Here is a 25992-nt window from a genome sequence, read left to right on the forward strand (position 1 = left end):
GCTATGCTGGCGCCAAATCACTGGCGTTCTGCCAGCCTTGCAGCTATGCCTAAAAAAACAAACCACACCGCGCAGTCTTTTCGGGATACAACCATGGTTGCTCTGGCTTCCGCTTCCGCCCCCAAGATCAAGAACCTCGACAAACTGCTGATGCATTGTCAGCGCCGCCGCTACCAGGCCAAGAGCAATATCATTTGTGCCGGTGATCGTTCGCAAACCCTGTCGTTCATCATCAAGGGTTCGGTCACGATCCTGATCGAAGATGACGACGGGCGGGAAATGATCATCGCCTACCTCAATGCCGGCGATTTTTTCGGCGAACTGGGTTTGTTCGAGCAGGCCGGCCATGAACAGGAGCGCAGTGCCTGGGTACGGGCCAAGGTCGAGTGCGAAGTGGCGGAGATCAGCTACTGCAAATTCCGCGAACTGGCCCAGCAGGACCCGGATATTCTCTACGCCCTCAGCGGCCAGATTGCCCAGCGCCTGCGCAACACCACGCGCAAGGTCGGCGACCTGGCGTTCTTCGACGTCACCGGTCGTGTTGCCCGCTGCCTGCTCGAACTGTGCAAGCAACCCGATGCCATGACCCACCCCGATGGCATGCAAATCAAGATCACCCGTCAGGAAATCGGCCGGATCGTCGGTTGCTCGCGGGAAATGGTCGGACGAGTGCTCAAGGATCTGGAAGAGCAGAACCTGGTGCACGTCAAAGGCAAGACCATGGTGGTGTTCGGCACCCGTTAAGGCTGGAAGATATCCTGCAACATTTGTTGGTACAGCTCGCTGAGCCGCTCAAGGAATAGCGGCGCGGCATACACCTCATGCAAGGCAACATGGCTTTGCGCCCTGACCCGGGCATCCAGCTGACAAGCCTGATTGAAGCGATTGACCGCCTCCACCATCGAGTCGCGCTCGTTATCCATCAACATCGCCCCGTGTACCAACCCCACCGGCCGAGTGCCACCCTGGCTCTGGCGCCAGCGCTGGGCGGTGCCGACCATCTTGCGGCCATTGAGGTTGACGTTGAAGCGGCCGTCGCAAAACGCACCGTCGATTTCGCCCAGGGAGGAAACGCCACCCAACTCATCGAGTGCATCGCAGATCGGCTGGCACAGACGCCGATAACCGGTCTCGATACGATTCTGGTCACCTTCGTGACGGGGCGGGGCATACACCAGGGCAATATTGACCGTGGCGCCGGACTGCGGCACCGGCTCGCCGCCGGTTTCACGCAGCAATACCGGCCAACCAGTGGCCGCCAGGGCATCGCAGGCCGCGTCGAAACCCGGCAAGCGATTCAAACGCCGTGGCATCACCAGGGCACGGTCGCTGGGTTGCCAGAACAACAGCCCCCAATCCTGCTCACCGGCACAGACCGAGGCCAGCAGATCCTGCTCGGCGCGCAGTCCGGCTTCGACGGTGAGAGCAACAGGCAGGGGCATCGTGGTCATCCTGATAACGAGCCTCGGTCAGTCGAGGGTCGAGCCACTGATTGCCGGTGCAGCACGCTCCGGGAAAAACAGCCGCTGCAATTCATCACCCGGGCTGTCCGCGCGCATGAATGCCTCGCCCACCAGGAACGAATACACCTCGCTGATTTCCATCAGCTCGACATCCGCCCGGTTGAGAATCCCGCTCTCGGTAATCACCAGACGATCGCGTGGGATGATCGGCAGCAGGTCGAGGGTGGTTTCCAGGCTGACTTCAAAGGTATGCAGGTTACGGTTGTTGATCCCGATCAGCGGTGTATCGAGAACCTTCAACGCCCGCTCCAGTTCGGCGGCGTCATGGGACTCCACCAGCACATCGAGACCGACGCCCTTGGCCACCGCGGCCAGTTCGGCCATCAGCCCATCGTCCAGCGCCGCGACGATCAGCAGGATGCAATCGGCACCGAGGGCACGGGCTTCAACGATCTGGTACGGGTCGACCATGAAGTCCTTGCGGATCACCGGCAACTTGCACGCCCCGCGCGCCTGTTGCAGGTAAAGGTCGGAACCCTGGAAATAGTCGACGTCGGTCAACACCGACAGGCAGGTCGCCCCGCCCTTTTCGTAGCTACGGGCAATGTCGGCCGGGATGAAGTTCTCGCGGATCACACCCTTGCTCGGCGAAGCCTTCTTGATTTCGGCAATCACCGCCGGCTGCTTCTGCTTCGCCCGCTCGATCAGCGCCTGGGCGAAACCGCGTGGCGCATCGGCGGCTCGAGCCAGTGTCTCAAGCTCGGCCAGACTGACACGGGCGCGGCGCTCAGCCACTTCCTCGGCCTTGCGGGCGAGGATTTTCTCCAGAACGGTTGGCACACTCATCCTTCATTCTCCTGCTTGAATACGGCGGTGAACGCGCCCAGTTCTTCGAGTTTTTCCCGGGCGAGACCGGTGTGCAGTGCATCGTGGGCCAGCGCGACACCTTCTTTGAGGCTGCTGGCATGATCAGCGGCATACAGCGCGGCGCCGGCATTGAGCACGATCATTTCCGCGGCTTTCTGGCCGTTCTCGGTCTTGCGACGACCCAGGGCATCGCGGATCAGTTCCAGGGATGCCGCCGGGCTCTCGACCACCAAGCCAAACAGACTCTGGCTTTTTATACCCAAGTCTTCAGGCTGAACCCAGTATTCAGTTATTGCACCATCTTTCAGTTCCGCCACAAAGGTAGGGGCGGCAAGGCTGAACTCGTCCAGGCCATCCTGGGAATGCACCACCAGTACGTGCTTGCTGCCCAAACGGTGCAACACTTCGGCCAAGGGCCGGCACAGGGCCTGGGTGAACACACCGACCACCTGATGTTTCACGCCGGCCGGATTCGTAAGCGGGCCGAGCATGTTGAACAGCGTGCGCAGGCCCAGGTCGCGGCGTGGCGCGGCGGCATACTTCATCGCACTGTGATGGGTCTGGGCGAACATGAAGCCGATCCCGACATTGTCGATGCAACGCGCCACCTGGACCGGGGTCAGGTTCAGGTAGATGCCGGCAGCTTCGAGCAGGTCGGCACTGCCGCTTTTACCCGACACCGCGCGGTTGCCGTGCTTGGCCACGGTGCAACCGGCCGCCGCAACGACAAAAGCAGAGGCTGTGGATACGTTGAAAATATTCGCCCCGTCACCGCCGGTGCCGACCACGTCGACTACACCGTCAAGGGTCTTGAGCTCGACCTTGTCGGCCAACTCGCGCATCACCGAGACCGCGCCGACGATCTCGTCGATGCTTTCGCTCTTCATGCGCATGGCCATCATGAAGGCGCCGATCTGCGCCTCGGTGCATTGCCCGGTCATGATTTCGCGCATGACATCGCGCATTTCTTCGGTGCTCAGGTCCAGATGACCGACGATACGGCCCAGCGCTGTCTTGATATCCATGAAAACTCCTTAGCGCGTGCCGCCGGTCTGTTTGAGAAAGTTGGCGAACAGCTCGTGGCCCTGCTCGGAGAGAATCGACTCGGGGTGGAATTGCACCCCTTCAATGTTCAGTGTCTTGTGACGCAGGCCCATGATCTCGTCGACCGAGCCATCTTCCAGCTGGGTCCAGGCGGTCAGTTCCAGGCAGTCCGGCAAGGTTTCACGCTTGACGATCAGCGAGTGATAACGGGTAACGGTCAACGGCAGGTTCAGGCCGGCGAACACGCCTTTGCCTTCATGGAACAGCGGGCTGGTCTTGCCGTGCATCACCTGGCGGGCACGCACCACATCGCCGCCAAAGGCCTGGCCGATGGACTGATGGCCAAGGCAGACACCGAGGATCGGCAGTTTGCCGGCGAAGTGCTTGATGGCTTCGAGGGAGATGCCCGCCTCGGTCGGCGTGCACGGGCCCGGTGAGACCACGATGCGTTCCGGCTTGAGGGCTTCGATTTCGGCCACGGTCAGTTCGTCGTTACGCACGACCTTGACGTCCGCGCCCAACTCACCGAGGTATTGCACGACGTTGTAGGTAAACGAGTCGTAGTTATCGATCATCAGCAACATGACAAAAAGCTCCTCAGGCGTCGGACGCGGGGGTTTGTTCAGCGAGGGCGACAGCACGGAACATCGCGCGACGCTTGTTCAGCGTTTCTTCCCACTCCAGCGCCGGCACCGAGTCGGCGACGATGCCGCCACCGGCCTGCACATGCAGCTCGCCGTCCTTGATCACCGCGGTGCGAATGGCAATGGCGGTGTCCATGTTGCCGTTCCAGGCGTAGTAGCCGACCGCGCCGCCATACACGCCGCGCTTGACCGGCTCCAGTTCGTCGATGATTTCCATGGCGCGGATCTTCGGCGCCCCGGACAAGGTGCCCGCCGGCAGGATCGCCCGCAACGCGTCCATGGAAGTCAGGCCGCTCTTCAGTTGCCCGGTGACGTTGGACACGATGTGCATCACATTCGAGTAACGCTCGATCACCATCTTCTCGGTCAGTTTCACCGAACCGATCTCGGACACCCGACCGGTGTCGTTGCGGCCCAGGTCGATCAGCATCAGGTGCTCGGCGATCTCCTTGGCGTCGGACAGCAGATCGTCTTCCAGCGCCCGGTCGGCTTCTTCGGTAGCACCGCGTGGACGGGTACCGGCGATGGGACGGACGGTGATCAGGTTGTCTTCGACCCGCACCAGCACTTCCGGCGAACTGCCGACCACATGGAAGTCGCCGAAGTTGAAGAAGTACATGTACGGCGTCGGGTTGAAACAGCGCAACGCCCGGTACAGGTCGATGGGCGCCGCCTTGAAATCGATGGACATGCGCTGCGACGGCACGACCTGCATGCAGTCACCGGCGAGGATGTATTCCTTGATGGTATCGACGGCCCGCTCGTAGTCGCCCTGGGTGAAACTCGAACGGAACACCGGGTCGGCAGCCGGTGGCCGGTCAAGCTCCAGGCCGCGACGCGGAGTGATCGGCTGGCGCAATTGTTCCAGCAGTTCCTGCAGGCGTGCCTGGCCTTGCTCGTAGGCGTTGTCCTGGGACGGATCGGCCAGGACGATGGCGTGCATCTTGCCCGCCAGGTTGTCGAAGACCACCACGGCATCGGAGACCATCAACAGGATATCCGGCACGCCCAGCGGATCCGGGTTCGGGCACTTGCCCAGACGCTTTTCCACATAACGCACGCAGTCATAACCGAAGTAACCCACCAGCCCGCCGTTGAAACGCGGTAGCCCGGCGATGGTCGGCACGTTGTAACGCGCCTTGAAGGTCTCGACGAAATCCAGCGGATCCTCGGCTTCGCAGCGCTCGATCTCGACGCCGTCGTGGGTCACGCTGACCTGGTGGTCATGCACCCGCAGCACGGTGCGGCACGGCAGGCCGATGATCGAATAGCGGCCCCATTTCTCGCCGCCCTGCACCGACTCCAGCAGGTAGGAGTTGGGCTGGTCGGCCAGTTTCAGGTAGATCGACAACGGGGTATCGAAGTCGGCCAGGGTTTCGCAGGCAAGCGGGATGCGGTTGTAGCCGGCAGCGGCCAAACGCAGGAATTCTTCGCGGGTCATGATATGCCTCGTGGCTTGAGGGTCGAACAGTCAGGTATGCAAACGCGCCGCATGAGAGCGGCCAGGATCAAGTCAGGCGCGCCAACGCCAGCGGGCCAGGGCCTTGATGACTTTCATCCAGAGTTTGCGAGTGACCACCACGATGGCGTTTCCAGGAGGGGATTGAACAGAATCCGTCGACATTATCTCAGCGCCAGCTTCCAGGCAACCGGGAATCAGCGCGCGCAGATCGTCGATGACCAGGGCCGGCTCTTCTTCGGCGATCGGCCGACCATGGTTATAGCCATAACTGAGGGCCACGCAGGTAACCCCGGCGGCCTTGGCGGCCTGCACATCACTGCGCGAGTCGCCGATAAACAGGCACTGCGAGGCCGGGATGCCGGTCATTTTCATCACATGGAACAGCGCCGCCGGGTCGGGCTTGCGCTGCGGCAAGGTGTCGCCGCCGATGATCAAGCGGAAGAACCGCCCCAGTTTCATTTCATCCAGCAAAGGCGCGACGAACTGTTCCGGCTTGTTGGTGATCAGGGCCATCTCCATGCCCTGCTTGTGCATCCAGGACAAGGTTTCCTGTACGCCGGGATAGACCTGGGTCAGCTCATGACCACCGGAATAGGCCTCCATGAAGATCGCCAGCGCCTGCTCGGCTTCAGCGTCGTCGACACCCGAGTGATCGATATGACCGGCCAGCGCCCGACGCACCAGGACCGGCACACCATTGCCAACCCACTCGCGCACCGCGTGCAGCCCGGCCACCGGACGCCCGAGGGCGAGCAGCATTTTATCCACCGCCAAGGCCAGGTCGGGCACCGAGTCCACCAGTGTCCCGTCCAGATCGAACATCACCAGTTTGGGTAAACGGCCCGGAAAAAGCTGCTCGAATACGGTCATGATCGAGCCAGCGCCAGCTCGGCGCGCATTTTCTCGATGACTTCACGGTAGTCCGGGGCATTGAAGATCGCCGAGCCGGCGACAAAGGTGTCGGCACCGGCCGCGGCGATTTCGCGGATATTGTTGACGTTCACGCCGCCGTCGATTTCCAGGCGGATATCGCGGCCCGAGGCATCGATCAGGGCCCGCGCTTCACGCAGCTTGTCGAGGGTGCCGGGAATGAACTTCTGCCCGCCAAAACCCGGGTTGACGCTCATCAGCAGGACCATGTCGACCTTGTCCATCACGTACTTGAGCACGTCCAGGGGCGTGGCCGGGTTGAACACCAGGCCGGCCTTGCAACCGCCTTCGCGGATCAGTTGCAGGGAACGATCGACGTGCAGCGTGGCTTCCGGGTGGAAGGTGATGTAGGTCGCACCGGCTTCGATGAAGTCGCCGACGATGCGGTCCACCGGGCTGACCATCAGGTGTGCATCGATGGGCGCGGTGATGCCGTACTTGCGCAGTGCCGCGCAGACCATCGGGCCGATGGTCAGGTTGGGCACATAGTGGTTGTCCATGACATCGAAGTGCACGAAGTCGGCTCCGGCAGCGAGCACGTTGTCCACTTCCTCGCCCAGGCGGGCGAAATCGGCGGAGAGAATCGACGGAGCAATGACGAAGGGCTGCATGACGCACCTTTTTTGAGCAGAATCACGATGGCGGGCATTGTATACCGCCCGCTTTGCCCCGCCCACCGTGACCGCGACGATTGGCTATGCAAGCCCGTAATGCTTGAGCCAAAGCCCTCAGTAAGCCGCGCGATAGATCTTTTCGATGTCCCCGGCACTCAGTCGGCGGGGGTTGTTGCGCATCAAGCGCTCGGTAGCGGCCGCCTCCTCGGCCATGGCCGGGATCGCGTCCAGGGGCACGCCGAAGCTTGCGAGGCCGGCGGGAATTTCCACTGCAGCGCATAAGTCGGTCATGGCGGCGACGGCCTTGTCGGCCGCCTCGATCAGGCTCAGACCATTGACATTGACGCCCATGGCGATGGCAATGTCCTGCATGCGCTCGACACAGGCAATCTTGTTCCAGCTCATGACATAGGGCAGCAACAGGGCATTGCTGACCCCGTGGGCGATATTGAAGCGTCCGCCCAACGGATAGGCCAGGGCATGCACCGCACCGACGCCGGCGTTGCCGAAAGCCATCCCGGCCATCAGGCTCGCGGTGGCCATTTCTTCGCGGGCCTGGAGGTTGGACGGGTTGGCGTAGGCCTTGGGCAACGCCGTGGCAATCAGCTTGATCGCACCAATGGCCAGGGAGTCGGTAATCGGCGAGGCATTGAGTGAAAGGTAGGCTTCAATCGCGTGGACCATGGCATCCACGCCACTGGCGGCGGTGACGCTGCGCGGGCAGGTCAGGGTCATCTGCGGGCTGACCAGCGCCACATCCGGGAGCAGGTAATCGCTGACAATGCCCTTTTTCAGCTGGGCCTGCTTGTCGGAGAGAATGGCGACATTGGTCACTTCGGAGCCGGTGCCGGCAGTGGTGGGAATGGCGATCAGTGGTGGTCCCTTGCGTGGCACCTGGTCGCTGCCGAACAAATCCTCCAGGGCCCCGTGATAACCGGCGTAGGCACCGACGCTTTTGGCGATGTCGATGGCGCTGCCGCCACCCAGGCCGATCAGGCCGTCGTGGCCACCTTCGCGGTAGGCCCGCATGCAGTCCTCGACAATGGCGATTTCCGGGTCGGGCAGTACACGGTCGAAGATTTCATAGGTGCGCCCGCCCAGGTGAGCCAGCGCCAGCTCGACCGTCCCTGACTTGACCAGTGCCGCATCGGTCACGATCAACGGATGGTCGACATTCAGCCGGGTCAGCTCATCGGCCAATTGCTCGATGGCGCCACGGCCGGTGATCAGTTTATGGGCGATCTTGAATGAGGAAATGCTCATGCTCGCAGCCTTCTTGTCGTGATGATCAGGGCACGGGCAAGCATAACCGGGATTGGCTTTCCGCTGTCATGCAGAAGATGAATTCAGGTTGTGAATGGGAAATGCGCTCCCATGAGCGCCACGAAACCTGTAGGAGCAGGGCTTGTCGGATCGCCGCACCGCCGTGAAGGGGCCCTCAAGGGCGCCAAAAGCTTCGCGGGCAAGCCCCGCGCCTACAGGTCCCGTGGTGTTTTCAAGAGATCATTCTCAGACCTGGGTCGTGCGCAACTTCTCGCTGCGCCCACGCAGCCATTCCAGGGTCAGCAGCAGGATCACCGAGAAGACAATCAGCAAGGTCGCCGCCGCGGCGATGGTCGGGCTGAGGTTCTCGCGAATGCCACTGAACATCTGCCGGGGCAGGGTCGCCTGTTCGGGGCCGGCGAGGAACAGGGTCACCACCACTTCATCGAACGAAGTCGCAAAGGCAAACAGCGCCCCGGAAATCACCCCCGGCGCGATCAGCGGCAGAGTCACCCGGCGGAACGCCGTCAGTGGCGAGGCCCCCAGGCTGGCGGCAGCGCGCACCAGGTTGTGATTGAAACCCTGCAAGGTCGCCGACACGGTGATGATCACAAAGGGCACGCCCAATACCGCATGCACCACGATCAACGAGAAGAAACTGTTGCCCAATCCCAGAGGGGCGAAGAACAGGTAACTGGCCACACCAATGATCACCACCGGCACCACCATGGGCGAGATCACCAGAGCCATCACCAACGGCTTGCCGGGGAAGTCGCCACGGGTCAGGCCAATCGCTGCCAGGGTCCCGAAGACCATCGCCAGCGCCGTGGCCGCCGGGGCGACGATGATGCTGTTGCGCAAGGCGCGCATCCACTCCGCCGAGGCGAAGAAGTCCTGGTACCAGTGCAGCGAGAAACCTTGCAGCGGATAGACCAGGAAACTGCCCGAGTTGAACGACAACGGGATGATCACCAGCACCGGCAGGATCAGGAACAACAGGATCAGCCCGCACAGGATGCGCAAACTGTAGAACCAGACCCGCTCGACGGGCGACATGTAGGGACTCAGCATTTCTTATTCTCCTTAGCTCAGGCGCAGGCGGCTGGCGCCCACCAACCGGCTGTAAATCAGGTACAGGACCACGGTCGCCAGCAGCAGCAGGCCACCCAGGGCGGTCGCCATGCCCCAGTTGATACTGGTGTTGGTGTAGAAGGCGACGAAGTAGCTGACCATCTGGTCGTTCGGGCTACCGAGCAAGGCCGGGGTGATGTAGTAACCAATCGCCAGGATGAACACCAGCAGGCAACCCGCGCCGACGCCGGCATAGGTCTGCGGGAAGTACACCCGCCAGAAGCTGGCGAACGGATGACAGCCCAGGGAGATCGCCGCACGCATGTAGGTCGGCGAGATGCCCTTCATCACGCTGTAGATCGGCAGGATCATGAACGGTAGCAGGATGTGCACCATGGAGATGTAGACACCGGTGCGGTTGAACACCAGTTCGAGGGGTTTGTCGATCACACCCATGGCCATCAGAGCGCTGTTGATCAAACCTCCGGATTGCAACAACACGATCCAGGCCGCGACCCGCACCAGGATCGAAGTCCAGAACGGCAGCAGCACGAGGATCATCAACAGGTTGCTTTGCCGTGACGGCAGGTTCGCCAGCAGGTAGGCCAACGGGTAGGCCAGCACCAGGCAGATGGCGGTGATCACCAGGCCCATCCAGAAGGTCCGGGCAAAGATGTCGAGGTAGATCGCCTGGTCCGGCGTGGCCGGGGCCAGTTCGCCGAGGTCGTCGATCCGATGGTCGACGGCCGCCAGCAGGTAATAAGGCGTGATGCTGCTGGTGTTGCGCCGGATCGCCTGCCAGTACGCCGGATCACCCCAGCGTTCATCGAGGGCTTCCAGTGCTTCTTTATAGGAGGCCGGTTCAGTCTTGAACGGCAGGGCGCGCGCGGTCTTGGTCAGCAGGCTGCGATAGCCGGCCAGTTCCATGTTCAGGCGCTTGGACAGATCGCCCAGGGTCTGATTCTTGCGGGCCTCACCCAGGTCTTCGCTCAAGGCCTTGTAGACCGGTTCACCGGGCAGGCTCTTGCCGTCCCAGGCGGCGACGGCGACCACGGTACGCGGCATGGCGCCGACCACTTCGGGGTTACCGACACTTTTATAGAGCAGCGCCACGATGGGCACCAGGAACACCAGCAACAGAAACAGCACCAGCGGTGCAATCAAGGCCTGGGCCTTCCAGCGGTTGACCCGCTCGGCACGCGCCAGGCGCTGCTTCAAGGTGGGACTGGTGACCTCGTTCAGAGGAACGGTGAGGGCCATGGCGAACTCCGGAATTCTTTTATTGTTACAGCGGGCGGCACCCTGTTTCGGCGCACCGCCCGTTGTTCTTGGGACCTGCTGTGTTACTTCGCGGCCCAGGCGTTGAAGCGCTGTTCCAGCTGCTCGCCGTTATCCGCCCAGAAGCCGACGTCGATCTGCACCTGGTTGGCGATGTTTTCCGGGGTGGTCGGCATATCCTTCAGGATCGCCTTGTCGAGCAACGGGACCGCCTGGGTGTTGGCCGGACCGTAGGCGATGTTTTCCGAGTAGACCTTCTGCTGCTGCGGCATGACCGAGAACGCCATGAATTTCTTCGCCGCCTCAAGACGCTCGCCCTTCAGGCCTTTTGGAATAGCCCAGGAATCGAAGTCATAGACACCGCCGTTCCAGACCACTTTCAGATTGCTTTCTTTCTGTACCGCGGCGATCCGACCGTTGTAGGCCGAGCTCATCACCACGTCACCGGAAGCAAGGTACTGCGGCGGCTGCGCGCCGGCTTCCCACCACTGGATATTCGGCTTCAGCTCGTCGAGTTTCTTGAACGCACGGTCCTGGCCATCCTTGCCCGCCAGTACCTTGTAGACGTCTTTCGGCGCCACGCCGTCAGCCATCAAGGCGAATTCCAGGGTGTACTTGGCGCCCTTGCGCAGGCCACGCTTGCCCGGGAATTTCTTGGTGTCCCAGAAATCGGCCCAACTGGTCGGTGCGCTGCTCACCTTGTCAGCGTTGTAGGCCAGTACCGTCGACCAGACGAAGAAGCCCACGCCGCAAGGCTGGATGGCACCCTTGACGTAGTCTTCGCCCTTGCCGAACATCGCCGGATCGATTGGCTCGAACATGTCTTCGTCGCAACCGCGGGACAGCTCCGGCGACTCGACTTCCACCAGGTCCCAGGACACGCTCTTGGTGTCGACCATGGCCTTGACCTTGGCCATCTCACCGTTGTACTCACCAGCAACGATCTTGCCCTTGCCCGCCGCTTCCCACGGCGCATAGAACGCCTTGACCTGTGCAGCCTTGTTCGCGCCACCAAAGGACACCACGGTCAGGTCGGGCGCCGCCATGACATTTGCCGCGCACATCAGCCCAAGGGTCAGGGCGCTGAATTTCAGGGATTTAAGCATTTATTCTTTTCTCCACAGTGCAGGTTGGTGAAGCACGGGGCGATGGATTCGCCTCTTGGGTTACCGCGTTCAGCTGGCATCCAGTAACGGATCGAGCGCGCGAACGTGCTCCACCTGCCAGCCGAGAGGTACGACGTCGCCGACGGCCAGGGCTGGGTCCAGCTCGGCAATGGGCTGTTTCACGAAAAAGTCGGTCTTGCCGCAGACTTCCAGGCGCACGCGCACGTGGTCGCCCAGGTAGATGAACTCGGCCACACGGCCCGAGAAGCGGTTGACGCAGGACTCGCTGGAGCCATTGAGGCTGATGCGTTCCGGGCGGATCGACAGGGTCACCGGCTCGCCGGTCTTGCCGACGTTCACCGCCAGCGCCTCGACCTTCTCACCACGGCCGAGCTCGACCACGCAGCGATCACCGGTGTGGCTGTGCAGGCGACCGTTGAGGCGGTTGTTCTCACCGATGAAGTTGGCGACGAAGGTGTTCTTCGGTTCTTCGTAGAGTGTCCGCGGTGGCGCGATCTGCTGGATCTCGCCCTGGTGGAACACCGCCACGCGGTCGGACATGGTCAGGGCCTCGCCCTGGTCATGGGTCACGTAGACCACGGTCACGCCGAGGCGCTGGTGCAGGTGCTTGATTTCCATCTGCATGTGTTCGCGCAACTGTTTGTCCAGGGCACCGAGGGGTTCGTCCATCAGCACCAACTGGGGCTCGAACACCAGGGCCCGGGCCAATGCCACCCGCTGCTGCTGGCCACCGGACAACTGCGCCGGGTAGCGCTGGGCGAACTTGTCGAGTTGGACCATGCCCAGCACACGCTTGACCCGCTCGCTGACGTCGGTCTTGCTCAAGCCGCGCACGGTCAACGGAAACGCCAGGTTCTCGGCGACGGTCATGTGCGGGAACAGGGCGTAGTTCTGGAACACCATGCCGATGTCGCGTTTGTGCGGCGGAACATTGTTGATGGAGCGTCCGGCCAACAGGATCTCGCCGGCGGTCGGGGTTTCGAACCCGGCCAGCATCATCAGGCTGGTGGTCTTGCCGGAGCCGGAAGGCCCGAGCAGGGTCAGGAATTCGCCCTTGCGAATGTCCAGGTTGAGGTCTTTGACGATCAGGTTCTCACCGTCGTAGCTTTTTTGTACGCCACGAAAGCTGACCAGTACATCGTTCGCCCCAGCGCTTGAATCAACCTCGCTCATACCCTCACCTTTTTGTTTTGGACTGCCGTGGGGCTTAGCCTAGTGAAGGCTCGCGGCAGCGCAAATCGGGGGGCGGGAGAGATTGGCCTCAGCCGTCTGGAAGAATTGGGGTAGGGATTGCCCTACAAGGATGGCGGGATTGGATATGCCGGCAGGCGGTTCTCGACGGGGAGGCCCGGCACAGCGTCAAAGGGCCGCCGAGAGCTGTCGCTAATGGGTATGCGCGCGGGTTTTCTTTTGTAGGAGCCGGCTCAGAGCAACTTGTGCTCCATCGCGTATTTCACCAGTTCGGCCAGGGAAGTGATGTTGAGTTTCTGCATCAGCCGCGCCTTGTGGGTGCTGATGGTCTTGCTGCTCAAGGCCAGTTGCTGGGCGATGTCGTTGACATTGGCGCCCTGGGCCAGGCGCTCGAAAACCGAGAATTCGCGCTCCGAGAGCAGGGCGTGCAGTGGCCGCGAATCGGTCAGGCCGACTTCGAAGACCATCCGGTCGGCCAGGTCCGGATCAATGTAGCGACCGCCGGCCGCGACCTTGCGGATCGCCGTCAGCAACAGTGCCGGATCGCTGTCCTTGGTGGCGTAGCCGGCGGCACCGACCTTGAGCGCGCGCGCGGCCATCTGTGCCTCGTCGTGCATGGACAGCACCAGGATCGCCGGAGGATTGTTCAACGCGCGAATCCGAGGGATCGCCTCCAGGCCATTGACGCCGGGCATCGAGATATCCAGCAGGACCACTTCGCAGGGCGTATGGCGCAGGACTTCGAGCAGTTGCTCGCCATTGCTGGCCTCACCCACCACGGACAGGTCCTTGGCCAGACCGATCAACTGCTTGATGCCCTCGCGGACAATGGTGTGGTCTTCGGCTACCAGTACGCGGATCACGTTTATCTCCAGGTTGAATCAGTTGAACCGCTATCAAGGCCTACACATCCAGCGGCACCCGTGCGCAGAGGGTCGTCCCCTCACCCACCACGCTTTCCAGGCGCAACGTGCCACCAAGCATCAGCACCCGCTCACGCATGCCCACCACCCCAAAGGAGGTCGGCCTGCCGCTGACGGGGACGAATCCTACGCCATCATCACTGATGGTCAGGCATAAATCCTCGCCTTCAATGACCAGCGTCAGTTCAACAGTATGCGCCTGGGCATGGCGCATCACATTGGTCAGTGCTTCCTGGAGGATACGGAACAGGCCAATGGCCTTCGCGTCGCTGAGGGCCGGAAGATGTTCCGGTACTTGCACCAGGCAGGGAATCTGGGTCCGCGCCTCGAAGCGCCGGGCCTGCCACTCGATGGCCGAGGCGATGCCGGCGTCGAGAATCGGTGGGCGCAAGGCGGTCGCCACATCCCGGACCAGCTGGAACAACTGGGCAATCAGCTTTTTCATGCTGTTGAGCCGGTCATTCAAGCCGGGGTCGAGCTGGGCATAGGCCAGCTCGCACATGGAGGTTTCCAGCTTGAGCACGGTCAACATCTGGCCCAACTCGTCATGAACTTCCCGGGCGATTCGGGCCTTTTCCTCTTCACGGACGCTCTCCAGGTGGGCTGACAGCTCGCGTAACTGTTCACGGGACGCCGCCAGTTCCAGCTCGATGCGCTTGCTTTCGCTGATATCCCAGACGATGCCATCCCAGACCACGGTGCCATCCTCCAGCCGACGGCTGATAGCCTTGATCTCGGCCCAGCGCTGCCGGCCTTCGCGGGTCATGATCCGGCCTTGCCAGGACCAGTCGCTGTCCGCCTCCAGCGCCCGATCCTGGGTCTGGTGGTAGCCGGCCTTGTCGTCCGGATGCACCAGGCTGCGCAAGCCGATCTCCTGCCGGCGCAGGGTCGCCGGGGCATAGCCGACCAGGCTCTCGCTGCCTTCGCTGATATAGGGAAAATGCAGCTCGCCGGTCAGCGGCACACGCTCCAGGCGGAACACCAGGCCCGGCACATTGGCGGCTATCGCCTTCAGGCGCGCTTCGCTTTCCTGCGCCGCCGCGAGCGCACGGCGCCGCTCGGTGACGTCGTTGAGGTAGACCACCAGGTATTCGCCCTCGCGAAAGCGCAAAAAGCTCAATGACACATCGGCCGGCAGGATACTGCCATCGGCACGAACACACTGGGTTTCCAGGCTTTGCGGTCCGTCCTCACTGGCCCGGGCGCGCCTCCACAGGTTCAGCCAGCGGTCCATGTGCAGGTTGGGCTCGAAGTCGATCAAGGGCCGGTCGAACAACCCGCCCGGTGGATAACCGAGCATCTCTTCCGCCGCCCGGTTGGCATAACGGACATGGCTGTCCCAATTGACCCAGAGAATCCCCACCGTGCTCTGGTCGATGGAAAACTGGGTCAGGCGCAGGGCTTCTTCGCTCGCCTCACGCCGCGCGATGGCTTCCCGGGCCGCGAGCAGCTCATGCTCCAGGCTGTGCTGCTGACGACGTAGCCAGAAGATGATGGCCAGGCCCGCCAGCAGCAGCACCGCCAGCAGCAGACAGAGGTTTTGCCAGAAGCCAGGCGACTCGGTCAGGCGCGGGTACTTCGGTTGCAGCCAGCGGGCATGCAGTTGCTCCAGATCCCGCGCCGGGATCGCATGCAAAGCCTTCTCCACGATACCCGCCAGTTCCGGCCAGTCGCGCCGTGTCGCGACCCGCAGGAGCTGCGGCAAGCCGATATCGCCGACCACCGCCAGCCCGGCGAACTCTTCTTCATTGGACAGGCGACTGAGCTGCGCCTCATCGATCACCGCGTAGCGCGCCTGCTGGCTCGTCAGCAATTGCAGGGCCTGGCGCTCCAGCGGCACGCCCTGCAGATTGAGATTGGGATAGGTATTGCGCAGGTAATCGGCGACCGTACTGGGCATGCGCACGGCTACGCGGGTCTGGCTGTCGAGCTTTTCCAGTTCCACGGCGCCAGCACCGTTGCGTTCGCCCACCACCAGTTGCGGCACCCGCATATAAGGATCGGAGAACAGCCACAGACGCAGCCCCGCCGGGGTCTGGGTCAGCCCCGGCGCCAGGTCGATCTCGCCCTCGCGCAAGGCTTTTTCCAGTTGCGCCTGATCGGGAAAGTTACGCCAGGTCAGCTCGATATCGAGGCTCTTGGCAACCCAGGCCATCAGCTCCACATTGGCCCCGGACAAGCGCTGCAACCGACGGTCGTATTGCGCATAGGGCGCCTGCAGGACCAGGCCGACCCGCAACTCGCGGTGCTGGTCGAGCCACTCGCGCTGTTCGCCGGACAAGACAACCCCTTGCCCATGGGAAGCAGGCGCCGCCCAGGCAATCAAGGGAAAACACAAACAGCCGATAACCCACAGGCAGAAAAACCGTATCATTCGACGCTCACACACTGACAAATGCTGACCAACCCATTAGGCTCTGTACGATAACGGCCTGCGCGACGATCATGCTGCGTTAAAAGCAGGCTCGGGCGAGCGAAGTGAGTAATGCTCATTTAGTGGACTAAACTGCGCTTCCTCGCCTGTTTTTGCCTTGCCTGATCGCCGCTCGGCGAGTTCTCGTACAGACCCTAGGCTGCCAGGATGACTCTGGCCTGGAAAATCCGATGCCCCTTCTCTACCGCCTGGCACTGCCTGCGCTGTGCCTGTCGCTGATACTACCTTGTGCCGCGCCCGTCATGGCCGCCGACCCGACGCCAGCCCCGGCGCAGAAACCCGCCGACAAGCCGGTGGAACGCCAGCCCCTGCCCGAGCGCAGCCAGGAAGACGCGACCGCGCTGGAGCGCCAAGTGCCCCAGCAGGAGCAACAGCAACTGCAAGCCGGCGGCGACAGCTTCCTGGCCTTGTGGAAACCGGCCAACACCTCTTCGCCCCTGGGCGCGGTGATCCTGATTCCCGGTGCCGGCGAAACCGCTGACTGGCCCCAGGCAATCGGCCCGTTGCGACGCAAGTTCCCGGATGCCCAGTGGAGCAGCCTGAGCCTGACCCTGCCGGACCTGCAAAGCGATGCAATCCAGCCACGGGTAGCCGAAGCGCCCAAGGCACCGGCGGCGACCGCGAGCAACAGCAAGGACGCCAGCACCACGGCCAAACCCATCGAACAGGCGGCCAGCGCCGAAGCCGAGGTGGTCGACCAGGCTGCCGCGCAAACCGCTGAAGATCAGCTGAAGGCCGATGCCGAACGGATCTTCGCACGAATCGATGCAGCGATTGCCTACGCCAAACAGCAAAATGCCCGCAGCGTGGTCCTCCTGGGCCATGGCACCGGCGCTTACTGGGCCGCCCGCTACATGAGCGAAAAGCCCTCGCCACAGATCCAGAAACTGCTGCTGGTGGCCGCGCAGACGCCAACCAGTGCCCCACAGAACCTGGCCCAGATCACCCCCGGACTGAAACTGGCGACCGCGGATTTCTTCTACCAGGACCAGCCGCTGGATCGCAAAGCCGCGCTGGAGCGGTTGCAGGCCAGCAAACGGCAAAAAACCTCGAGCTACAACCAGATTGCGCTGAAGGCCCTGCCTGGCAACGCCGGGCAGGAGCAGTTGTTCCGGCGCATCCGTGGCTGGTTGAACCCACAGGATGTGGGCAGTCTCTGAAACGTAGCGCCTAACGGAAATCCCTTCGCTCGCGAATCAGCACATAGGCATTGTGCAGATCGCGGGTTTTCTCCGTGGCCTCGCGCACTTGTAAAGGCGTCGCGCCACTGCCCGCGATCTTGTCCGGGTGGTGGCGGCTGAGCAGGCGCCGATATGCCCGCTTGATTTGCGCGGGCTCACTGTTGGCCGCCACGCCCAATAACACCAGCGCCTCCTCATAAGTCCCGGTCGTGTTCGACAGCACCTTGCGCCCGGGCTCGTAGTCATGGGCCAGGGCCTGGACCTGGTGGCGGGTCCAACCCAGCCATCTGCCCCAGAGCATGATCAGCTCGCGCTCCTTCGACCCGATCCGACCGTCGGCCCAGACCATTCGCCAGCACGCCCGCAACACACCTTCGGCGGCATGGGGCTGGTCCTTCAGATGGTTCAGGTAGCCGCGCAGTCGATCACGCCCCGACTTGCCGCGGTTGAACGCGGCAATCGCCCGGCGCCGCGCCGCATCGTGCATATCCAGTTGACGCATTTCCTCGCGCGCCTGCTGGATGTGTCCGTCGACCACCGTCCCATCGCTCTTGGCCAGTCGGCCCAACAAGACAAACAGTAATTCATCGTTGCGCAACGCCGGCCTGCCTCCCAGACGCTCGCGCAAATGGGCAAGGCTGTGCAATTGCAGGCGCCGATCCAGCGCCTGCCCGAGTAACGCGCCCAACATGGCCCCCGGAATACTGGCGATAGCAAAACCCGCCCCGGCTCCAATCAGAGTCCCTGGCCACAACATAATCAGTGTCTCTCTTTCAACAATTGCTCGACTTGCGCCAGGCGCTCCACGGTGCCGACATCCACCCAGTGTCCGTGCATATGCTCTCCACTCACCAGCCCCCGCGCCATGGCCTCGCGCCACAGCGGCGCGATCTTGAAGGCGCCGTCCGTGCAGGCGGCAAACAGCTGCGGGTGCAGGACTGAAATACCGCTGTAGGTCAGCTTCTCGCCCAGAGCCCCACCGTCATGCAGTTGGCCGTCGAGCAGGTTGAAGTCGCCCCCGGCCGGGTGGTGTGGCGGATTGTCGACCATGACCAGATGCGCCAGGCCGGTGATCGGCCGACGCAGCAAGGCAAAATCGTAGTCGGTCCAGATATCGCCATTGACCACCAGGAAGGGCTCATCGCCCAACAGCGGCAACGCGCGAAAAATGCCGCCACCGGTTTCCAGCGGCTCACCCTCGGGCGAATAGGCAATGCTCAAGCCGTAGCGGGAACCGTCGCCGAGGTAGTCCTCGATCTGCTGCCCCAACCAGGCGTGGTTGATCACCACCTCCGTGAAGCCGGCGGCCGCCAGCGCGCGCAGGTGATAGTCGATCAGCGGCGTGCCGTTGGCACGGATCAGCGGCTTGGGGGTGTGCAAGGTCAACGGACGCATCCGCTCGCCTTTGCCGGCGGCCAGGATCATCGCCTTCATACCGCGGCACCCGCCGGCTGACGCAGGCTGACCAGCAACTCACCCAGTTCGGCCAGCTCCGGACGGCGCGCCACCACGGCTTCTATATAAGCAAAGAAACGCGGCACGTCCGCCAGATAACGCGGCTTGCCATCGCGATGGCAGATGCGCGCAAAGATCCCGATCACTTTCAGATGACGTTGCACGCCCATCAGGTCGCTGGCCCGCAGGAATTCCTCGAAATCGGCTTGCACCGCAATACCGGCATCCGCCGCTCGCTGCCAATAATCCTGCAGCCAGCCACGCACCCGAGCCTCGGGCCAACTGAGGAAGGCGTCCTTGAACAGGCAGGTAATGTCGTAGGTCACCGGCCCATAGACCGCATCCTGGAAATCCAGCACGCCGGGGTTCGGCTCGCTGGCCATCAGGTTGCGCGGCATATAGTCACGGTGCACCAGCACTTTCGGCTGGGCCAGGGCGCTGTCGATCAGCAGGTCGCTGACCCGCTGCCAGATCGCCAACTGCGCGGGATCGAACGCGCGGCCCAGCTCATGCCCCACGTACCACTCGGGGAACAGTTCCAGCTCACGGCGCAGCAAGGCCACGTCATAACTCGGCAGTTCGCTGTCCATCGGCAGTTGCTGGAAGGCCAGCAAGGCGTCGATGGCATCGGCGAACAAGCCATCGGCGTTGTCGCTGTCGATCACGTCCAGATAGGTCTGGTTGCCCAGGTCATTGAGCAAAAGAAAACCGTTTTCCAGATCCTGCGCGTGAATTTTCGGCACGTTGATTCCGGATTTCGCCAGCAAATGGGCGATATCCACGAAGGGTTTGCAGTTTTCCCGGGGTGGCGGAGCGTCCATCACGATCAGACTACGGCCCTCGCCCTCCCAGCGGAAATAGCGCCGGAAACTCGCGTCACTACTGGCCGCGGTCAACGTGGCCGGGGGGATGGCGCCCCAGCCTTCGGCCAGAAAGAGCGTTTCCAACTGCCGATCCAGCCAAACTTTCAGGTGTTGCAAGCGTACATCTTGGTCAGGCATTACATGGGTCTCCGACGACGCTAGCCGTCAAGCGGGTGTTGCTTTATTATCCAGCATCTTTTTCTGACCATCGATAGGCGTGTGACCCCCACCGCGGGCAGATGGCACGCAGGAAGCCCGGACTAATAAGATGGCATTGAAATCCCCCGCGTTTCGTAAAAAATTTCCGTTGCTGGTTACCGGCGGTTTGCTGGCTCTGCAACCTCTTGCCACCCCGTTCGCGGTCGCCGCGGAACAGTATGACTGTTCCGTCTCTGCTTCCGGTGCCTGGGACTGTGCGCCCAAAACCACCACGGCCCAGTTGCCGCCGCGTCCCGTGCATGACGGCAACGCCGAAGCCTTGGGCACTGCTGCCCCGGCTGACAGCGGTTCCAGCAGCGAGAAGGCTGCGGGCCCGGTACTGGTCACCGAGGCCAAGGGCCGTGGGCTGAAGTCGCGCAGTGCCGACTACAGTCACCTCGACTGGGTCCCGCGTGACAAGCTCACGCCTGCCCAGTTGGCCGAAGCCGGTCCTTATTGCTCTGGTTCCTATATCGAACCAATTCGTCCTGGCATGAATGACACGACGAATAAAAGTGATGCACCGACCTTCATCGGGGCCAAGGCCTCGCGTTATGAACAGGACAAGCAGGTCGCGACACTGGCCGGCGACGTGGTCATGCGCCAGGGCAGCATGCAGGTCGAGGCCGACGAGGCCAGCCTGTACCAGGCTGAAAACCGTGGCGAGCTGAACGGCAACGTTCGCGTTCGCGACCAGGGTGCCCTGCTGGTCGGTGACCATGCCGAGGTGCAGCTGGACACGGGCGAATCGCGGGTCGACAACGCCGAATACGTGATGCACAAGTCGCGGGTGCGCGGTAACGCGCTGTACGCCAAGCGCGCCGAAAACGCGATCATTCGCCTCAAGGACGGTACGTACACCACGTGCGAACCGAACAGCAACGCCTGGCAGCTCAAGGGTAATAACATCACCCTGAACCCGGCGACCGGCTTCGGTACGGCGACCAACGCAACCTTGCGCGTCAAGGACTTCCCGGTCTTCTACACCCCGTACATCTATTTCCCGATCGACGACCGTCGCCAGTCCGGTTTCCTGCCGCCGAGTTTCTCCAGCGACAGCAAGTCAGGTTTCAACCTGACCACGCCTTACTACTTCAACCTGGCACCGAACTACGATGCCACGGTGTATCCACACTACATGAGCAAGCGCGGTCTGTTGACCGAGGGCGAGTTCCGTTACCTGACCAAGTCCAGCGAAGGACAGGTCGGCGGCGCGTACCTGAACGACGAGAGCAACGATCGCTCCCTGCAGTCGGACGCCGCGACCGATCGCTACCTGGTCAACTGGCAGCACAAGGGCGGCCTGGATTCGCGGGTACTGACCACGGTCGACTACACCAAGATCAGTGATCCGTACTACCTCCAGGATCTGCAGACCAACCTGGTCGGTGTCAAAGGCGTCGACTATGTGAATCAGCAGGCGACGACCAGCTATCGCGGCGATAACTTCACCGCCCAGCTGAATGTGCAGGCCTATGAGCTGGCGAGCGTGGCGGTTATCACACCGTACAACCGCCTGCCACAGATCACCTTCAACGGCAGCCTGCCCTATCATCCGGCAGACCTCAATTTCACCTATGAAACTGAAGCCGTTCGCTTCGAGCGAAGCCTGGAAACCGGCACCTTCTCCGACAAGGATGGCAACGTCTCGCCGCGCCTGGACACCAACGTGACCGGCCTGTCCCGCGCCAACGGCGACCGCCTGAACCTCAAGCCCGGAGTCAACCTGCCACTCAACTGGACCTATGGTTTTGTCACGCCATCCCTGAAGTACCAGTACACCCAATACGATCTGGACCTTGGATCGCAGGGCAAGGCCGATATCGTGAACGCTCAGTTCGCAGCGGCCCAAGCCGGCACGACTTACGTCGGCGGAACCTACAACAGCTCAGAGAGCCGTGGCGTCCCCATCGCCAGCATCGACAGCGGCCTGTACTTCGACCGCAACACTGATCTGTTCGGCACCAACTATCGCCAGACCCTGGAACCACGTCTGTTCTATCTCTATGTACCGGAGAGAAACCAGCAAGATATTCCCGTGTTTGACACCGGCGAAACCAGCTTCAACTATGCCTCGCTGTTCCGTGACAACCGTTTCGTCGGCAACGACCGCGTTGGCGACGAGAACAAGCTGTCCCTGGGCGTCACCAGCCGCTGGATCGAAGACAACGGTTTCGAACGTCAGCGTGTAAGCATCGGCCAGGCGCTGTACTTCAAGGATCGTACCGTGCAGTTGCCGGGCGTTGACTTCAACACCCGCCCTGACGCCAAGACCAATGTCTCGCCGTACGCCCTGGAGTATGCCTACAACTTCAACCGTGACTGGCGCGCAACCGCCGATTACAACTGGGACCCGGTCAGCCACAGTCCGCGCTCCGGCAGTGCAATGTTCCACTACCAGCCTGAAGACAACCCGAACAAGGTCATCAACGCCGGCTATCGCTATCGCAACGACCAGGTGATCTACAACCAGAACACCGGCCAATGGCAGTTCGGCGGCGACTACGGCGTACCTGGCCAACCCGGTTACGTGAAGGACTACTACAAGATCGAGCAGCACGACTTCTCGGTCATCTGGCCGGTCGCGCCGCAGTGGAACGTCATCAGCCGCTGGCAGTACGACTACAACCGCAACCGTACACTGGAAGCCTTCGGTGGTTTCGAATATGACAACTGCTGCTGGAAACTGCGCCTGATCAGCCGTTACTGGGTCCAGAACGACGAATACAGTCAACTGGCTCCACAAAACGAACAAGGCGACCACGGCATCTTCCTTCAGTTTGTCCTGAAGGGCCTGGGTGGCGTCATGGGCAACAAGGTAGAGAGCTTCCTCGACAAAGGTATCCAAGGTTATCGTGAACGTGAAGATCAAGCTTTCTGATTGTCTGCGCCCGCTGATGCTGGGCGCGCTGGTCCTGAGTGCAGCGGTTCACGCCGCTGTGCAGCCCCTCGACAACGTCGTGGCCATCGTCGACAACGATGTGATCATGCAGAGCCAACTGGACCAGCGCGTCCACGAGGTTCAGCAGACCATCGCCAAACGCGGTGGCGGCGTGCCGCCTACCAGCGTCCTCGACCAACAGGTCCTGGACCGCTTGATCGTCGAAAACCTGCAATTGCAGATCGGCGAGCGCTCGGGTATTCGCATCAGCGATGATGAGTTGAACCAGGCCATCGGCACCATTGCCCAGCGCAACAACATGAGCATTGATCAATTCCGTGCAGCCCTGACACACGACGGCCTCTCCTATGAGGACGCCCGTGACCAGGTTCGTCGGGAAATGATCATCAGCCGTGTGCGTCAGCGCCGTGTCGCCGAACGGATCCAGGTGTCGGAACAGGAAGTGAAGAACTTCCTCGCCTCGGACCTGGGCAAGATGCAGCTCTCCGAAGAAATGCACCTGGCCAACATCCTCGTGTCGACCCCGGACAGCGCCAGTTCGCAAGCCATCCAGGCCGCCGCGGCCCAGGCCCAGGACCTCTATCGGCAACTCAAGCAAGGCGCTGACTTCAGTCAGTTGGCCATTGCCCACTCCGGTAGCGATAACGCCCTGGAAGGCGGCGACATGGGCTGGCGCAAGCCGGCTCAGTTGCCACCCCCGTTCGACCGCATGCTCAGCAGCATGGCGATTGGCGACATCAGCGAACCGACACGCACCCCAGGGGGCTTCATTATCCTGAAGGTCCTGGAGAAGCGCGGTGGCGAGACGCAGATGCGTGACGAAGTGCATGTTCGTCACATCCTGATCAAGCCCAACGCCATTCGCAGCGAAGCTGAAACCCAAGCCCTGGCGGAGAAGCTCTACGAGCGGATCTCCAACGGCGAAGATTTCGCCACCCTGGCCAAGAGCTTCTCGGAAGACCCGGGCTCGGCGCTTAACGGCGGCGACCTGAACTGGGTAGACCCGAACGCACTGGTACCGGAATTCCGCGAAGTGATGGCCAAGACCCCGCAAGGCGTACTGTCCAAGCCGTTCAAGACCCAATACGGCTGGCACGTCCTGGAAGTCCTTGGCCGTCGCGCCACCGACAGCACCACCCAGGCGCGCGAACAGCAAGCCATGACCGTGCTGCGTAACCGCAAATACGATGAAGAGCTGCAAACCTGGCTGCGTCAGATCCGCGACGAAGCCTACGTTGAAATCAAGCTCCCCGGCGCGGAACAGGCGCCAAAGTGAAACCCCGGCGTTTCGCGTTGACACCCGGCGAGCCGGCGGGCATTGGTCCAGACCTTTGCCTGCTACTCGCCTCGCAACCCCAGCCTTACCCCCTGATTGCCATTACCAGCCGCGACCTGCTCTCCGAGCGGGCCGCGCAACTGGGCGTGGCTGTCAATCTGTTGCCTGTGGCGCCGGGCCAGTGGCCCGACCAACCGGCGGCGGCGGGTAGCCTGTATGTCTGGGACACCCCGCTGGCGAACCCGGTCGTCGCCGGGCAACTGGACCAGGCCAATGCCGCCTTTGTCCTGGAAACCCTGACCCGTGCCGGTCAAGGCTGCCTGGACGGCGACTTCGCCGGCATGATCACCGCCCCCGTGCACAAAGGCGTGATCAACGACTCCGGGATCGCCTTTTCCGGCCACACCGAATTCCTCGCCGACCTGACCCATACCCCCCAGGTGGTGATGCTGCTGGCGACCCGAGGACTGCGCGTGGCCCTGGTGACCACCCACCTGCCCCTGCGGCAAGTCGCCGATGCGATTACCCCAGAGCGCCTGGAGCGGGTCACCCGCATCCTGCACGGCGACCTGCGGGAAAAGTTCGGCATTGCCAACCCTCGTATCCTGGTCTGCGGGCTCAACCCCCATGCCGGCGAAGGCGGGCACCTGGGTCACGAAGAAATCGACATCATCGAACCGACATTGGAGCGCTTGCGCGGCGAGGGCATGGACCTGCGTGGCCCGCTGCCTGCCGACACTCTGTTTAACCCCAAATATCTGGAGCACTGCGACGCGGTGCTGGCGATGTACCACGACCAGGGCCTGCCCGTGCTGAAATACAAAGGTTTCGGCGCCGCAGTCAATGTGACCCTGGGCTTGCCGATCATCCGCACGTCGGTGGACCACGGCACTGCCCTGGACCTGGCCGGCAGCGGCAACATCGATACCGGCAGCCTGCAAGTCGCCCTGGAAACCGCCTACCAGATGGCCGAGACCCGTTTATGACCGAGCAATACCAACACCGGGCGCGCAAGCGTTTCGGGCAAAACTTCCTGCACGACGCCGGCGTGATCGACCGTATCCTGCGCGCCATCCATGCCAAGGCCGAAGACCGCCTGCTGGAAATCGGCCCGGGCCAGGGCGCCTTGACCGAAGGCCTGCTCAATAGCGGCGCACAGCTGGATGTCGTCGAGCTGGACAAGGATCTGGTACCGATCCTCAACCAGCAATTCGGCAACCACGCCAACTTCAACCTGCACCAGGGCGACGCGCTGAAGTTCGACTTCACCAGCCTGAACCCGGCTCCCAACAGCCTGCGGGTGGTCGGCAACCTGCCCTACAACATCTCCACGCCGCTGATCTTCCACCTGCTGCACAACGCCAGCCTGATTCGCGACATGCACTTCATGTTGCAAAAGGAAGTGGTCGAGCGCCTGGCCGCCGGCCCGGGCGGCGGCGATTGGGGACGCCTGTCGATCATGGTCCAGTACCATTGCCGCGTGGAACACCTGTTCAACGTCGGCCCGGGCGCCTTCAACCCGCCGCCCAAGGTCGACTCGGCCATCGTGCGCCTGGTGCCCCACGCCGTCCTGCCCCATCCGGCCAAGGATCACCGACTGCTGGAGCGCGTCGTGCGCGAAGCCTTCAACCAGCGCCGTAAAACCTTGCGCAACACCCTCAAGGCCCTGCTCAGCAATGCCGAGATCGAAGCCGCCGGGGTCGACGGCAGCCTGCGCCCGGAGCAGCTCGACCTGGCCGCGTTCGTGCGCCTGGCCGACAAACTCAGCGAGCAGGTCGTCACGGCCCCCGACGTCAACTGATTTCA

23 protein-coding genes are annotated in these 25992 nt (G+C 62.3%); 6 read left to right on the forward strand and 17 right to left on the reverse strand.

Going from position 1 to position 25992, the window contains the following annotated elements:
- Positions 1-93 precede the first annotated feature (93 nt).
- Positions 94-744, forward strand: coding sequence for a cAMP-activated global transcriptional regulator CRP (crp, locus tag CWE01_RS10715; protein WP_100940505.1), 651 nt, complete (start codon positions 94-96; stop codon positions 742-744).
- Here crp and CWE01_RS10720 read toward each other — a convergent pair.
- The 14 genes from CWE01_RS10720 to CWE01_RS10785 all read right to left on the reverse strand — a co-directional run bounded on the left by CWE01_RS10720 (position 741) and on the right by CWE01_RS10785 (position 16251).
- Entirely contained in the window at positions 741-1442 is a 702-nt protein-coding gene (locus tag CWE01_RS10720; RefSeq protein ID WP_100940506.1) for a lipoate--protein ligase family protein, read from the reverse strand. The genes crp and CWE01_RS10720 overlap by 4 nt on opposite strands.
- A gap of 27 nt (positions 1443-1469) precedes the next feature.
- A complete protein-coding gene (gene trpC, locus CWE01_RS10725) occupies positions 1470-2309 on the reverse strand; it encodes an indole-3-glycerol phosphate synthase TrpC (RefSeq protein ID WP_100940507.1) in 840 nt (279 codons plus the stop codon).
- Complete coding sequence (trpD, locus tag CWE01_RS10730; protein ID WP_100940508.1) at positions 2306-3355, reverse strand: anthranilate phosphoribosyltransferase; 1050 nt, start codon at positions 3353-3355, stop codon at positions 2306-2308. Before trpD ends, trpC begins: the two co-directional genes overlap by 4 nt.
- Before the next feature lie 9 nt (positions 3356-3364).
- A complete protein-coding gene (locus tag CWE01_RS10735; protein WP_100940509.1) occupies positions 3365-3958 on the reverse strand; it encodes an aminodeoxychorismate/anthranilate synthase component II in 594 nt (197 codons plus the stop codon).
- A gap of 13 nt (positions 3959-3971) precedes the next feature.
- A complete protein-coding gene (gene trpE, locus CWE01_RS10740; RefSeq protein WP_100940510.1) occupies positions 3972-5459 on the reverse strand; it encodes an anthranilate synthase component I in 1488 nt (495 codons plus the stop codon).
- A 72-nt stretch (positions 5460-5531) separates the two neighbouring features.
- On the reverse strand, positions 5532-6350 hold the full coding sequence (locus tag CWE01_RS10745; RefSeq protein WP_100940511.1) for a phosphoglycolate phosphatase: 819 nt from the start codon (positions 6348-6350) through the stop codon (positions 5532-5534).
- The gene (gene rpe / locus CWE01_RS10750; RefSeq protein WP_100940512.1) at positions 6347-7021 is read right to left on the reverse strand and encodes a ribulose-phosphate 3-epimerase; all 675 of its coding nucleotides are present in this window, start codon (positions 7019-7021) and stop codon (positions 6347-6349) included. The genes CWE01_RS10745 and rpe overlap by 4 nt, the downstream gene beginning before the upstream one ends.
- 117 nt (positions 7022-7138) lie before the next feature.
- On the reverse strand, positions 7139-8287 hold the full coding sequence (locus tag CWE01_RS10755; protein ID WP_100940513.1) for an iron-containing alcohol dehydrogenase: 1149 nt from the start codon (positions 8285-8287) through the stop codon (positions 7139-7141).
- Positions 8288-8533: 246 nt separating this feature from the next.
- Entirely contained in the window at positions 8534-9358 is an 825-nt protein-coding gene (locus tag CWE01_RS10760) for an ABC transporter permease (RefSeq protein WP_100940514.1), read from the reverse strand.
- A gap of 12 nt (positions 9359-9370) precedes the next feature.
- Positions 9371-10618 carry an ABC transporter permease gene (locus CWE01_RS10765; protein ID WP_100940515.1) on the reverse strand — a complete coding sequence of 416 codons (1248 nt, stop codon included), beginning with the start codon at positions 10616-10618 and terminating at the stop codon, positions 9371-9373.
- Positions 10619-10701: 83 nt separating this feature from the next.
- Entirely contained in the window at positions 10702-11742 is a 1041-nt protein-coding gene (locus CWE01_RS10770) for an ABC transporter substrate-binding protein (protein ID WP_100940516.1), read from the reverse strand.
- A 69-nt stretch (positions 11743-11811) separates the two neighbouring features.
- The gene (locus CWE01_RS10775; protein ID WP_100940517.1) at positions 11812-12936 is read right to left on the reverse strand and encodes an ABC transporter ATP-binding protein; all 1125 of its coding nucleotides are present in this window, start codon (positions 12934-12936) and stop codon (positions 11812-11814) included.
- A 251-nt stretch (positions 12937-13187) separates the two neighbouring features.
- Entirely contained in the window at positions 13188-13817 is a 630-nt protein-coding gene (locus CWE01_RS10780; RefSeq protein WP_100940518.1) for a response regulator transcription factor, read from the reverse strand.
- Positions 13818-13857: 40 nt separating this feature from the next.
- Complete coding sequence (locus tag CWE01_RS10785; protein ID WP_100940519.1) at positions 13858-16251, reverse strand: PAS domain S-box protein; 2394 nt, start codon at positions 16249-16251, stop codon at positions 13858-13860.
- 230 nt (positions 16252-16481) lie between these two features.
- On the opposite strand from CWE01_RS10785, the gene CWE01_RS10790 reads away from it, so the two are divergent.
- Positions 16482-17471 (forward strand): alpha/beta hydrolase family protein, encoded by a 990-nt coding sequence (locus CWE01_RS10790; RefSeq protein ID WP_100940520.1) that lies wholly within the window; start codon positions 16482-16484, stop codon positions 17469-17471.
- Between the two features lie 10 nt (positions 17472-17481).
- Here CWE01_RS10790 and CWE01_RS10795 read toward each other — a convergent pair whose 3' ends face one another.
- Genes CWE01_RS10795 through CWE01_RS10805 form a run of 3 tightly spaced genes read right to left on the reverse strand, consistent with a single transcriptional unit; the run spans position 17482 to position 19948 of the window.
- Complete coding sequence (locus CWE01_RS10795; RefSeq protein ID WP_100940521.1) at positions 17482-18249, reverse strand: TerB family tellurite resistance protein; 768 nt, start codon at positions 18247-18249, stop codon at positions 17482-17484.
- 2 nt (positions 18250-18251) lie between these two features.
- Positions 18252-18926, reverse strand: coding sequence for an N-acetylmuramate alpha-1-phosphate uridylyltransferase MurU (murU, locus tag CWE01_RS10800; protein WP_100940522.1), 675 nt, complete (start codon positions 18924-18926; stop codon positions 18252-18254).
- Positions 18923-19948, reverse strand: coding sequence for an aminoglycoside phosphotransferase family protein (locus tag CWE01_RS10805; RefSeq protein ID WP_100940523.1), 1026 nt, complete (start codon positions 19946-19948; stop codon positions 18923-18925). Before CWE01_RS10805 ends, murU begins: the two co-directional genes overlap by 4 nt.
- Positions 19949-20078: 130 nt before the next feature.
- Between CWE01_RS10805 and CWE01_RS10810 the strand changes: the two genes are divergently transcribed.
- From CWE01_RS10810 to rsmA, 4 genes are read left to right on the forward strand one after another with little or no spacing between them, the layout of a single operon-like run.
- Positions 20079-22889, forward strand: a complete 2811-nt coding sequence (locus CWE01_RS10810) for an LPS-assembly protein LptD (RefSeq protein WP_100940524.1) — start codon at positions 20079-20081, stop codon at positions 22887-22889.
- Positions 22870-24186, forward strand: coding sequence for a peptidylprolyl isomerase (locus CWE01_RS10815; protein WP_100940525.1), 1317 nt, complete (start codon positions 22870-22872; stop codon positions 24184-24186). Before CWE01_RS10810 ends, CWE01_RS10815 begins: the two co-directional genes overlap by 20 nt.
- Entirely contained in the window at positions 24183-25172 is a 990-nt protein-coding gene (gene pdxA, locus CWE01_RS10820) for a 4-hydroxythreonine-4-phosphate dehydrogenase PdxA (RefSeq protein ID WP_100940526.1), read from the forward strand. The genes CWE01_RS10815 and pdxA overlap by 4 nt, the downstream gene beginning before the upstream one ends.
- On the forward strand, positions 25169-25987 hold the full coding sequence (gene rsmA / locus CWE01_RS10825; protein WP_100940527.1) for a 16S rRNA (adenine(1518)-N(6)/adenine(1519)-N(6))-dimethyltransferase RsmA: 819 nt from the start codon (positions 25169-25171) through the stop codon (positions 25985-25987). Before pdxA ends, rsmA begins: the two co-directional genes overlap by 4 nt.
- Positions 25988-25992 lie beyond the last annotated feature (5 nt).

This window comes from Pseudomonas sp. QS1027 (genome assembly GCF_002814235.1).
Lineage (GTDB): Bacteria > Pseudomonadota > Gammaproteobacteria > Pseudomonadales > Pseudomonadaceae > Aquipseudomonas.

Bases quoted from the DNA above. Each gene is read 5' to 3' on its own strand.
- CWE01_RS10720 (WP_100940506.1), bottom strand. From the start codon at position 1,442: ATGCCCCTGCCTGTTGCTCTCACCGTCGAAGCCGGACTGCGCGCCGAG.
- crp (WP_100940505.1), top strand. From the start codon at position 94: ATGGTTGCTCTGGCTTCCGCTTCCGCCCCCAAGATCAAGAACCTCGAC.
- CWE01_RS10785 (WP_100940519.1), bottom strand. From the start codon at position 16,251: ATGATACGGTTTTTCTGCCTGTGGGTTATCGGCTGTTTGTGTTTTCCC.
- CWE01_RS10810 (WP_100940524.1), top strand. From the start codon at position 20,079: ATGGCATTGAAATCCCCCGCGTTTCGTAAAAAATTTCCGTTGCTGGTT.
- rsmA (WP_100940527.1), top strand. From the start codon at position 25,169: ATGACCGAGCAATACCAACACCGGGCGCGCAAGCGTTTCGGGCAAAAC.
- CWE01_RS10805 (WP_100940523.1), bottom strand. From the start codon at position 19,948: ATGCCTGACCAAGATGTACGCTTGCAACACCTGAAAGTTTGGCTGGAT.
- CWE01_RS10745 (WP_100940511.1), bottom strand. From the start codon at position 6,350: ATGACCGTATTCGAGCAGCTTTTTCCGGGCCGTTTACCCAAACTGGTG.
- CWE01_RS10765 (WP_100940515.1), bottom strand. From the start codon at position 10,618: ATGGCCCTCACCGTTCCTCTGAACGAGGTCACCAGTCCCACCTTGAAG.
- CWE01_RS10795 (WP_100940521.1), bottom strand. From the start codon at position 18,249: ATGTTGTGGCCAGGGACTCTGATTGGAGCCGGGGCGGGTTTTGCTATC.
- trpD (WP_100940508.1), bottom strand. From the start codon at position 3,355: ATGGATATCAAGACAGCGCTGGGCCGTATCGTCGGTCATCTGGACCTG.
- CWE01_RS10760 (WP_100940514.1), bottom strand. From the start codon at position 9,358: ATGCTGAGTCCCTACATGTCGCCCGTCGAGCGGGTCTGGTTCTACAGT.
- CWE01_RS10775 (WP_100940517.1), bottom strand. From the start codon at position 12,936: ATGAGCGAGGTTGATTCAAGCGCTGGGGCGAACGATGTACTGGTCAGC.
- trpE (WP_100940510.1), bottom strand. From the start codon at position 5,459: ATGACCCGCGAAGAATTCCTGCGTTTGGCCGCTGCCGGCTACAACCGC.
- trpC (WP_100940507.1), bottom strand. From the start codon at position 2,309: ATGAGTGTGCCAACCGTTCTGGAGAAAATCCTCGCCCGCAAGGCCGAG.
- CWE01_RS10735 (WP_100940509.1), bottom strand. From the start codon at position 3,958: ATGTTGCTGATGATCGATAACTACGACTCGTTTACCTACAACGTCGTG.
- CWE01_RS10770 (WP_100940516.1), bottom strand. From the start codon at position 11,742: ATGCTTAAATCCCTGAAATTCAGCGCCCTGACCCTTGGGCTGATGTGC.
- murU (WP_100940522.1), bottom strand. From the start codon at position 18,926: ATGAAGGCGATGATCCTGGCCGCCGGCAAAGGCGAGCGGATGCGTCCG.
- CWE01_RS10755 (WP_100940513.1), bottom strand. From the start codon at position 8,287: ATGAGCATTTCCTCATTCAAGATCGCCCATAAACTGATCACCGGCCGT.
- rpe (WP_100940512.1), bottom strand. From the start codon at position 7,021: ATGCAGCCCTTCGTCATTGCTCCGTCGATTCTCTCCGCCGATTTCGCC.
- CWE01_RS10790 (WP_100940520.1), top strand. From the start codon at position 16,482: ATGCCCCTTCTCTACCGCCTGGCACTGCCTGCGCTGTGCCTGTCGCTG.